Annotated in this window: 7 protein-coding genes and 1 pseudogene; 6 read left to right on the forward strand and 2 right to left on the reverse strand. The window is 36.6% G+C overall.

Going from position 1 to position 6706, the window contains the following annotated elements; genetic code table 11:
• Positions 1 to 161 precede the first annotated feature (161 nt).
• On the reverse strand, positions 162 to 716 hold the full coding sequence (gene gmhB / locus AKG98_RS16265; RefSeq protein WP_067048264.1) for a D-glycero-beta-D-manno-heptose 1,7-bisphosphate 7-phosphatase: 555 nt from the start codon (positions 714 to 716) through the stop codon (positions 162 to 164).
• A gap of 266 nt (positions 717 to 982) precedes the next feature.
• Between gmhB and metN the strand changes: the two genes are divergently transcribed.
• From metN to AKG98_RS16295, 6 genes are all read left to right on the forward strand, one after another.
• Entirely contained in the window at positions 983 to 2017 is a 1035-nt protein-coding gene (gene metN / locus AKG98_RS16270; RefSeq protein ID WP_067048265.1) for a methionine ABC transporter ATP-binding protein MetN, read from the forward strand.
• Positions 2007 to 2666, forward strand: a complete 660-nt coding sequence (locus AKG98_RS16275; RefSeq protein WP_067048266.1) for a methionine ABC transporter permease — start codon at positions 2007 to 2009, stop codon at positions 2664 to 2666. The genes metN and AKG98_RS16275 overlap by 11 nt, the downstream gene beginning before the upstream one ends.
• Positions 2667 to 2694: 28 nt before the next feature.
• Complete coding sequence (metQ, locus tag AKG98_RS16280; RefSeq protein WP_067048267.1) at positions 2695 to 3501, forward strand: methionine ABC transporter substrate-binding lipoprotein MetQ; 807 nt, start codon at positions 2695 to 2697, stop codon at positions 3499 to 3501.
• Between the two features lie 231 nt (positions 3502 to 3732).
• The gene (locus AKG98_RS16285) at positions 3733 to 4638 is read left to right on the forward strand and encodes a hypothetical protein (protein WP_228140337.1); all 906 of its coding nucleotides are present in this window, start codon (positions 3733 to 3735) and stop codon (positions 4636 to 4638) included.
• 138 nt (positions 4639 to 4776) lie between these two features.
• Positions 4777 to 5325: a YtfJ family protein gene (locus tag AKG98_RS16290; RefSeq protein ID WP_067048269.1), complete on the forward strand. Its 549-nt coding sequence runs from the start codon at positions 4777 to 4779 to the stop codon at positions 5323 to 5325.
• Positions 5326 to 5548: 223 nt separating this feature from the next.
• Positions 5549 to 6370, forward strand: coding sequence for a TIGR03899 family protein (locus AKG98_RS16295; RefSeq protein WP_067048272.1), 822 nt, complete (start codon positions 5549 to 5551; stop codon positions 6368 to 6370).
• Between the two features lie 226 nt (positions 6371 to 6596).
• Here the strand turns inward: AKG98_RS16295 and AKG98_RS22510 are convergent.
• Positions 6597 to 6706: pseudogene (locus AKG98_RS22510) on the reverse strand (IS6 family transposase); the annotation flags it as partial.

The following is a 6706-nucleotide window of genomic DNA, read 5'->3' on the forward strand; positions in this document are numbered from 1 at the left end:
TCTGCAAGTGCTCACACAGATTGCTTGAATAAATTGTTAAAGAGCATACTGAACGGCTGCTGCCGTGTCAGTGAGATGGAGTATAGAGAAATGCGCTTTATTGGCAAGACTTTTTCTTAAAAAAAACTTAACAGCTCAAATAACAACCAATAAGTGTCAATTTAGTCGTTAACTATCGATTTAGCCGCAGATAATAGGTCTGTAAACACAGCATCCGCTGCTTCTGCACCTTTTTCACATAGCACTTTACCCGTCGACACCAAATAATTGGCTTTGAGCTGTGATTTTTGACCTGCCTGAATATCAGATAATTTATCACCCACTAAATACGAGTTAGCAAAATCAATATCTAGCTCTTTACCTGCACTATCTAACATCCCTGTATTTGGCTTACGGCATAAACAATCTTGCTTATAATCACCAATACCTTTTTCGGGATGATGAGGACAATAATAAATACCATCAAGATCGACACCCCGATCGGCAAGTGACCAATCCATCCACTCTGTTAGTGTCATGAATTCATCTTCAGTATAATAACCTCGTGCGATACCAGATTGATTTGTTATTACAACTAATAGATAACCATGCGCCTTCAATAGTTGCATAGCTTCAATGCTGCCATCAATGAATTCAAAATCATCAATTTGTGAAACATAACCTTTATCTTTATTAATCACACCATCACGGTCTAAGAATACAGCTGCAGTTGCCACTATTTATTACCTTTATTATCAATCATTCTAATGGCACATTATTTCACGTCATAAAAATTACGCAATCCATACCTTCTTAGATGCAAACCTAAGCTATTTGAGCTACCTCAATAGAAATAAAGATTGGTATAGCCATCTAGATGTAAAAAAGGCCATTGACTTTGAGTAACTTAATAACTAGCATATGTATCCAGTTGTTATTCATAAATGAAGAATTAATATCTAATCTTATATATCAATTCTTATTTTTCGTTTTAGGCGTTGAAATGATCAAATTAGCAAATATAAATAAAATATTTGAAACTACAGACAAGCCTGTTTATGCCTTGAAAGACGTGAGTTTAAGCGTCAAAAAAGGCGAGATATTCGGTGTGATTGGCTCATCCGGTGCGGGTAAAAGTACATTAATACGTTGTGTTAATTTACTTGAAACACCGACATCAGGTTCAATTCAGCTAGATGGCGTCGAACTAACAAAATTAAATAAAACAGAGCTATGTGCTGCACGACGTCAGATCGGCATGATATTTCAGCACTTCAATTTATTATCATCACGTACCGTGTTTGATAACGTGGCACTACCACTTGAATTAGCCGGAGTGGATAAAGCTGCAATCAAAAACAAGATCACACCTCTACTCGAACTCGTTGGTTTAGAAACAAAACATAACGCCTATCCTTCTGAATTAAGTGGCGGTCAAAAACAGCGTGTTGCGATTGCACGAGCGTTAGCGTCTGAACCTAAAGTTCTCCTTTGTGATGAAGCCACATCAGCGCTTGACCCAAGCACCACCAAATCAATTCTAGCGTTATTAAAAGATATTAATGCACGACTAGGTCTGACTATTCTACTTATTACTCACGAAATGGAAGTTGTTAAAAATATCTGCCATAAAGTTGCGATCATTGATAAAGGCGAATTAATTGAACAGAACACCGTCGCTAAGTTCTTCGCCAATCCACAAACAGAATTAGCACAGCTATTTATTGAAGCAACGATAAACCTCGAAATTCCAGATGAGTATAAACAACGATTATCATTAAATAGAACGACAAACTCAATGCCACTAGTACGCTTAGGCTTTACAGGTAACAGCGTTGATACTGCGGTGATTTCAGAAGTAAGTAGAGCATTAAACGTCGATGTAAATATTTTAAGTGCTGATATTGAATTCGCAGGCGGTATTAAATTTGGCTATATGTTAGCTGAATTGATAGGTAATAAAGAAGACACTATCGCAGCAAAGGCTTTTTTCCAACAACACGCAGTTAATGTAGAGGTTATCGGTTATGTCGACTGAGCAAATGATTGACTTATTTTTTAGTGCAACCCTCGAAACGTTAGCCATGGTTGGTATTGCAGCTGCAATTGCATGTTTACTTGGTATGCCAACCGGGATCTTGTTACATGTAACAAAAACAAACGGTATTTTAGCAAACAAAAAATTAAATAATGCATTAAGTGTGATTGTAAATATAGGTCGTTCAGTACCTTTCATTATTTTACTTGTTGCAATCATTCCGTTTACACGTCTTATCGTCGGTTCATCAATCGGCACAGGCGCAATGATCGTTCCACTAACAGTCGCTTCAATCCCTTTTATTGCTCGATTAATTGAAGGCGCATTATTAGATGTGCCTGCAGGACTAATCGAAGCGGCGCAAACAATGGGCGCAACACCACTACAGATTATAATGAAAGTATTAATCCCAGAAGCAATGCCAGGAATTATCAATAGCATCACAATCACGTTAGTAACACTTGTAAACTACTCAGCTATGGCTGGTACAGTAGGTGGGGGTGGCCTCGGTGATGTTGGTATTCAGCATGGCTACATTGGTTTTAACCCAACTATTATTCTAATTACCGTTATCTTATTGGTAATCATCGTACAGATTATTCAATCCATCGGTGAACGCCTAATAAGTAAAGTCGACCACAGAGAATAAACTTTAACAACTCAAGGAAATATTAATCATGGAATTTTCACTAAAGAAATTAGTATCAGTAACCGCAATTGCATCAAGTGTGTTATTAAGTGCATGTAGTGGCGACAAAGACTCAACAGTATTAAAAGTGGGCGCAATGGCGGGTCCTGAAGCAAAAGTAATTGAAGTTGTTAAGAAAGTTGCTAAAGAGAAATACAATCTAGACATTGAAATAGTCACGTTTACAGATTATGTGACACCAAACCGAGCACTTGAAGAAGGTAGCATTGATGTAAATGCGTTCCAACATAAGCCTTATCTAGATGCGCAAATCGAACAACGTGGTTACGATATTACAGCCGTAGCAAACACATTTGTTTATCCAATTGCAGCATACTCAACATCGATCAAGCGCGTTGACGAGCTTAAAGAAGGTAATAAAATTGCAGTTCCAAATGATCCAACTAACCTAGGTCGTTCATTATTATTACTTGAGCAACAAGGTATCATCGCACTTAAAGCTGGCGCGGGTATTAAGGCTACAGAATTAGACATTACTGCAAATCCATTTGGTGTTGAAATTATAAAATTAGAAGCTGCGCTATTAGCACGTAACTTACAAGACGTAACAATAGCGGTTATCAATACAACATTTGCAACTAAGATTGGGTTATCACCAACTAAAGACGGCATCTTCGTTGAAAATAAAGAATCTCCATACGTAAATTTAATTGTTGCTCGTAACGACAATAAAGACTCAGAGAAAGTAAAACAATTCATCGCTGCATTCCAAACTCAAGAAGTGTATGACGAAGCTAAAAAACTGTTTAATAATTCAATCGTAAAGGGCTGGTAATCAGCAGCTACGCGAACGACCAGTACGATAACGGGTCTAAATAGTGATAATAAGGTGTGGTTGGTAACAAAATTTATTCTGTATTATTTTTGATATCAACCACATTTTCTACCAAGCTTAGTGAATCGATCATTATCAGAGATTCATTAAATGCCCAACTCTTTATTGAACAACGCATCTCTGTGGCCTTCTATAACCACAAGCATAATGATTTTTCTTTCAGTGCCGGTAATGGCTTCCCTCTCTGGTGATACAGATGGACGCAACAACCTTTCGTCTTATCCTCTAATCAACTTACCAAACAATGAAATAAATTCATTTTCGATTAATTGGCAATGGACAGATAGCAAAGGAAAGAGCTTAAAGATAAAATCATTTTTTGATACCGATATTGTTGAAACATCATTATTAGACAGTTATAAATTGTCCTTTTCATTGAGTTATCCAATCAAAGCGATTCATACCTACTTAACGCCAAGACTCGAATTTGCTATCGATCGTATTAATTTTTACACGCCAGATGATCAAGAAAAAATAAAAGACATACAATACGCATTTACCAATAAAGACGAAAGTAATGCCTCACAATTATTTTGGCAGGCCTACAACCAATATCAAAACGATGCCTTTTATCACTTAAAAATAACCCCTTGCGTGCATCCAGATGATGAAGATTTACCTTGCGTTAGACCGAATTACTCTCAACTTTTTTATGAGTATAGGGTATACCTAAAAGATATTGCGACACAACTCGCCAACCAAGAGTCCATTAACTCAGCGGTCAAAAATGCACAGCATTGGGTTTATGCTATCCCTGACAGAGAAGAGCATAAGGATAGTTTCTTCTCTCCAATTAGTGTCTTAAAAACCAATGAAGCAGACAGTGATGAAAAAGCACTATTATTAGCGACACTGATTAGTCAACTCGCACCTGAATATGAACTTTTCATGCTTTATCCATCAGACAGTATTGGCAGTGTGTCACCTGTATGGCTAACCATTGATAGTAAAAGTGGCGTACAAGGCCAAAAAATCATGATTAATCAAAATCAATACACTGTCATATTAGGGTCAAAAGTGAAATTAGATAAAATATTATCGTCCGACACAGAATTGATTAGTGAATCATTATATTGACCACAAATTTGTACTTTAGTAATCAAAAATCCTTGAAAGTAGAATAAGATATGAAAACAAGATAGCTTGATATGGCTAGTTAATTGACTATCGACTTAAAATTTTCACATCAATTTCATATTTAAAAGGATACAAATAATGAAAAAAATACTGACGGCTATTACGCTATCACTCGCCTCTTTTGTCGCTTTAAGCCATAATCTAACGTTGGGAGACAATGTTCCTCAAGTTACAATCAAAGATAAAGGTTATATTGATTTAGTCGAAGGTGAGTTCGAGTACCGCCAGTGGTCTACAGCTGAATTACAAAACAAGGTTATTTTAATTCAACATATTGCAGGGCGCACGTCCGCTAAAGAATTAAATGATCCAATGATTGACGCATTGAAAAAATCCGATTTTCCATTCGAGAAATACAATACCGCGACATTAGTTAATTTAGATGACGCAATTTGGGGAACAGGCGCGATCGTAGCTAGCCAATTAAGATCAAACAAAGAAGATTTCCCGGATGCCATTTTTGTTCTTGATGAAGACGGTGATATTCGTAATAAGTGGGGTCTAACTGAAAAAAGTTCTGCGATCATCTTATTAGATCAAGGTGGCAAGATCTTATATGTCAAAGACGGTGAAATGAATCCAACAGAAATCGACACTGTAATTGGGCTTATCAACGCCTATATATAATATTAATATCTAAATAGCCTTCGGCTCTTAGATATACAATACCAAGGACGAGTAGAAGTAGCTTTTTATTACGGTACTCGTCCAAATAACTTTAAGATATAAACCAACATAAAAATTTCCTCGCGAGCCAGCAATTTCACATATCAAAACAATACTTTCAGGCCTATATCAGGTATAAATAAAGCTTATTACCCTTAATCTGAATACGCGGCTAGGTTTTGCTATGTCTGGAAATAATACCAATATAAATAAAGTTGAATCGAATATTTTAAACAGTATTCAACAATTAAGAAAAGTCTCTAAAGATAGAGGCATTGACGGTATGTTGACGGTAAACAAACACACCACATTTGAACATAGGGCGATCCAACGTGTTAATCAAGAACAAATAAAACAACAACAAAATTTAGAAAGCATTGTTGTTCGCGCCAATAACTTTTGTGACGATGTCACCAGCGAAGTGATTGACCCAGACTGGTTAAGTGCTTTTATGTCGATGGCAAAAGATATTTCAGGGCCGCATATGCAAACATTATGGGGTAAAATTTTTGCGTTAGAATTAAGCCATTCCGGCAGTTTCTCAGTAAAATCACTGCGTACACTCAACCAAATGACCCAACGTGAAGCGCAAATGTTTCAAGTTGCCTGTAACTTAAGTTCTCAAGTAGGTTATGACACTAACCGTAAGATTATACTTAACTGCCAGAATACTAACAAAAGTTTCTTATTATTTAATAAGCCGCAATTTAAATCGATTAACTTAGGCCGACACAAACTACCCTACAGTAGCTTTTTAACCTTATCTGAATTGGGATTAATTCATAACAATGAATTAGAAATGGTCAATCTCCCACGAGATAAAGACTTACCGATAAACTACGGGGAAGAGAAATTAACGGTGAAAGTAAAAAATCGCTCATCAAGAATGAAGTATTATCGTTTTACGAATATTGGTGATGAGCTGGCTAAACTCATTCCTCATGAAAATAACCATGAATATTTTTCCGAACTAACCAGCCATTTACATAACGCATTTTATTTTTAAGTTTATACCCAAGTTACTTAAAAATGCTATATCAGAGGCTAGCAGGGCAAAACGAATGAAGGTATCGTCGGCGTTATGAAGTCTTGATTTAGAATAACTAAACCCTCGACTTCATGCCTTGAATATCCTCTTCTTTCGCTTTGCTGATGGTGCATTTCGAAGGGTTCTGTCGCAAACTGCGAGTTTAGTGGTTCAAAATCAAAGGTGTGCTTTTCCTCAGATACAATTATGCAGCTAAAGAATAAAACTGCTCCCATGGAGTCATATTTTCAGACTCCATCATCTGACCTTGTTTGAGCATAGAACAAAGTTCAACACCTGCTAATGTTGATTCAG

Origin of the sequence: Moritella sp. JT01, from assembly GCF_001574435.1 — a bacterium.
GTDB lineage: Bacteria > Pseudomonadota > Gammaproteobacteria > Enterobacterales > Moritellaceae > Moritella.

Coding starts and splice junctions, on each gene's coding strand:
- metN (WP_067048265.1), top strand. CDS start 983: ATGATCAAATTAGCAAATATAAATAAAATATTTGAAACTACAGACAAG.
- AKG98_RS16295 (WP_067048272.1), top strand. CDS start 5,549: ATGTCTGGAAATAATACCAATATAAATAAAGTTGAATCGAATATTTTA.
- AKG98_RS16275 (WP_067048266.1), top strand. CDS start 2,007: ATGTCGACTGAGCAAATGATTGACTTATTTTTTAGTGCAACCCTCGAA.
- AKG98_RS16285 (WP_228140337.1), top strand. CDS start 3,733: ATGGCTTCCCTCTCTGGTGATACAGATGGACGCAACAACCTTTCGTCT.
- metQ (WP_067048267.1), top strand. CDS start 2,695: ATGGAATTTTCACTAAAGAAATTAGTATCAGTAACCGCAATTGCATCA.
- AKG98_RS16290 (WP_067048269.1), top strand. CDS start 4,777: ATGAAAAAAATACTGACGGCTATTACGCTATCACTCGCCTCTTTTGTC.